We start from the raw sequence: 2,894 nt of genomic DNA, 5'->3' as shown, positions 1-2,894 counted from the left end.
TAGCGGGCGATCGGGCCGCCCGATTCGCTGGGCTCGCCGAGCCAGCGCCACCACTTGCGCTTCTGGTCCCGCAGTTGCTGCTCGCTGAGCAGGGTGTGGTGCGGCGAGGACGGCTCGCCTTGCGGGTAAGCGCCGCCGGGGACGCCGCGCTGGTAGTAGTCGTACTCGTCCTGCAGGCCGCCCAGCGAGTGGCCCAGCTCGTGCGGGCTGATCAGCGCCGACATCGCGTTGCTGCCCGAGGCGGTGGCGTAGGAGCCGCCCGCGCCGCCGTACGTCGTGCTGTTGCCCAGCGCGAGGATCTGCCGGTTGCCCGCGGAGGTGCCGGTCACCAGATTGGCGTAGCGGGTGGCGGCCGCGTTGTCCATGGTGATGAGGCGCTGCACGCTGTTCGGGTTGCACTGGCCCCAGAAGCCCATGCTCAGCGGGGTGTTCTTGCGCGGCGAGGTGAGGTCCGGGTCGCAGCTGATCCCGGAGTCGGCCGAGACGATGTCGACCCGGTAGACGTTGATGTAGGTGCGATAGGTCTTGAACGGCTCGATGGACCACAGGACGTTGAGATGCCGGTCGGCGTCGGCTCCGAAGGAGTCCTGCTCGCTCTTGGTGTAGCCGTCGCCCAGCAGGATCAGGTTGAACCTCTTGGCCGGATCGCCGGTGACCTGGACGGGGACGACGGTGGCGGATCCCGGCTCGGCGGCCTGCGCGGGAGCGGGGGACACGAGAAGGCAGGCGGTCAGAACGAGCGCGGATAACGGCCCGAATCTCAGCATGAGGCAACCTCGGGGGTAGGAGACGACATCACCAGCACTATCTGCCAGCGCGGCCCACGCGGTCACATCTCAGATCGTGATAACGCGGCGTTATGGGTCAGCGCAGCGCGGCCACCTCCTTGATCGCCTGGTCCACCTGCTCGGGCGTGTTCAGGATCGTGGTGCCGAACCGCAGCAGCGACTCCCGGGAGGGCATCACGCTGGCCACGATGTGGTGCCGCTGGTGCAGCTTCTGCATCCCCTCCTACCGTCGGTGCGGCACCGTCGCATCCAGCGGCTCCACGCCCGCCGTGACACCCCGGCGCCCTGCCACGCGATCATCGCGCGCGCCGCTCCGCGATCAGCTGCCCACCCCCCGCCGAGAAACGACCTTGTGGGAGCGTCACCGATACGAGGGGCGGGACCCGTGCGAGCAATCGGCGGTGACGTCTTACGCTGAACGACCACGGGTCTCCTACCGCAAGGGACTGGCGATGACCCGGGTAGGAGGCCCGTTCCGCCCGGCTGCCAGCGGACCGATCGAACATCGTCCAGGCCAGCCAGGCCAGCCCGGTAGAGGGTCTGGCGTTGGACGCCGAGCCCGGGGCGAGCCGGCGTCGCCCGGTTGAGCCCACCCTGCCTCAGCCCATCGGTCACTGCAGCGGCGCGAAGAACGCCTGCAGGTCCACCGCCAGCTGGGCCGGGGCCTCCATCGCCGGGAAGTGCTTGCCGCGCTGGAACTCGGTCCAGTGCGCGTCAGCCGGCGCGTGAACCAGCTTGCGTACCGTCTCGTCCGCGCCGAAGACAGCGAAGCCCTGCGGGACGGCCGGCGGCGCACCCCAGTCGGACGAGTGCGCCTGCTCGTACAGGGTGTGCGCGGCGCTCGCGCCCGAGCCGGTGAACCAGTACAGGCTGACCGTGGTGAGAAGCTGGTCGCGGTCGACCGGCAGGTCGGTCCACTCGTGGAACTTCTCGGCGATCCAGGCGAGCTGCAGCAGCGGTGAGTCGACCAGGCCGTAGCCGATGGTCTGCGGCCGGCTGTTCTGGATCGCCAGGTAGCCGGAACCATCCTTGTCGAACGCGTCCATCCGCTCCAGGATCAGCTTGTCGACCGGGTCGTTCTCGTCGAGTCGGTCGGCCATCCCGGGGATGAAGGTGGCGACGTTCGCGGCGGTCAGCGGATCGGTCACGACGTGCACGCCGATGACGTGCTCGCTGTCGAGGCCGGCGACCAGACCGGACACACCGGCGCCGACATCGCCGCCGTGCACCCCGTACCGCTCGTAGCCGAGCCGCCGCATCAGCTCGACCCAGGCGCGTGCGGTGCGACCCATCGCCCAGCCGGTCGAGCCCAGCGGGGTCGAGAAGCCGTACCCGGGCAGCGAGGGCGCGACGACGTGGAAGGCCTGGCCCGCGGCAGGGTTGACCAGCGGCTCGATCAGCTGCAGGAACTCGGCGACGGAGCTCGGGAAGCCGTGGGTGATCAGCAGCGGCTTGGCGTCAGGCTGGTCGGACTTGACGTGCAAGAAGTGGACACGCTGGCCGTCGATCTCGGTGGTGAACTGTGGATACCGATTGAGCTGCGCCTCCTGGGCGCGCCAGTCGTACCGCGTGCGCCAGTACTCGGCGAGCTCCTTCAGATGGCCCAGCGGTACGCCGCGCGTCCACTCCACGCCGGGCAGTTCCCCGGGCCAGCGGGCGTTGGCGAGCCGGTCATGCAGATAGTCGAGGTCGGCCTGGGGGATCTCGATGCGGAAGGGCTGGATGCTGTCGCTCATCGCGCTTCTCCTTGTCAACGGGGCCGGCACGGCCAGGCACCTGGCCAGGGAGCTCTAGTGCTCACACGGAGAAGACTAGGAACAATAAGGGAACGAATCGTTCCTAGATTGTGGTAAAGGTCGAAGAATGCGGGAAACTTCGGCGCGCCTGCTGCGCCTGCTGTCCTTGTTGCAAGCCAGGCGCGACTGGACCAGTACCGAACTCGCCACCCGCCTCGGCGTCACCACCCGCACCATCCGCAATGACATTGGCCGGTTGCGCCGGCTCGGCTATCCGGTCGACGGGCGGGCTGGTGTAGCCGGCGGGTACCGGCTCGGCACAGGCGGCGCCCTGCCACCGCTGCTGCTGGATGACGATGAGGCGGTGGCT

At 68.9% G+C, this 2,894-nt stretch carries 4 protein-coding genes; 1 reads left to right on the top strand and 3 read right to left on the bottom strand.

The genetic code is table 11. From position 1 onward, the window contains the following. The 3 genes from DAT37_RS12475 to DAT37_RS12470 form a co-directional block, all read right to left on the bottom strand. A partial coding sequence (locus DAT37_RS12475; RefSeq protein ID WP_198654224.1) for a M64 family metallopeptidase occupies window positions 1-767 on the bottom strand: 767 nt, incomplete at its 3' end. A gap of 97 nt (window positions 768-864) precedes the next feature. Beyond that, the gene (locus tag DAT37_RS44075) at window positions 865-1,005 is read right to left on the bottom strand and encodes a hypothetical protein (RefSeq protein ID WP_157978460.1); all 141 of its coding nucleotides are present in this window, start codon (window positions 1,003-1,005) and stop codon (window positions 865-867) included. 394 nt (window positions 1,006-1,399) lie between these two features. Next, window positions 1,400-2,524, bottom strand: coding sequence for an epoxide hydrolase family protein (locus tag DAT37_RS12470; protein WP_109524929.1), 1,125 nt, complete (start codon window positions 2,522-2,524; stop codon window positions 1,400-1,402). A gap of 127 nt (window positions 2,525-2,651) precedes the next feature. On the opposite strand from DAT37_RS12470, the gene DAT37_RS12465 reads away from it, so the two are divergent. Continuing rightward, on the top strand, window positions 2,652-2,894 hold a 243-nt coding region (locus DAT37_RS12465; protein ID WP_157978459.1), incomplete at its 3' end, for a helix-turn-helix transcriptional regulator.

It is taken from the genome of Nocardia aurea (assembly GCF_003123685.1).
Classification (GTDB): domain Bacteria; phylum Actinomycetota; class Actinomycetes; order Mycobacteriales; family Mycobacteriaceae; genus Nocardia; species Nocardia aurea.
This window is presented reverse-complemented; position numbering and strand designations above follow the sequence as displayed.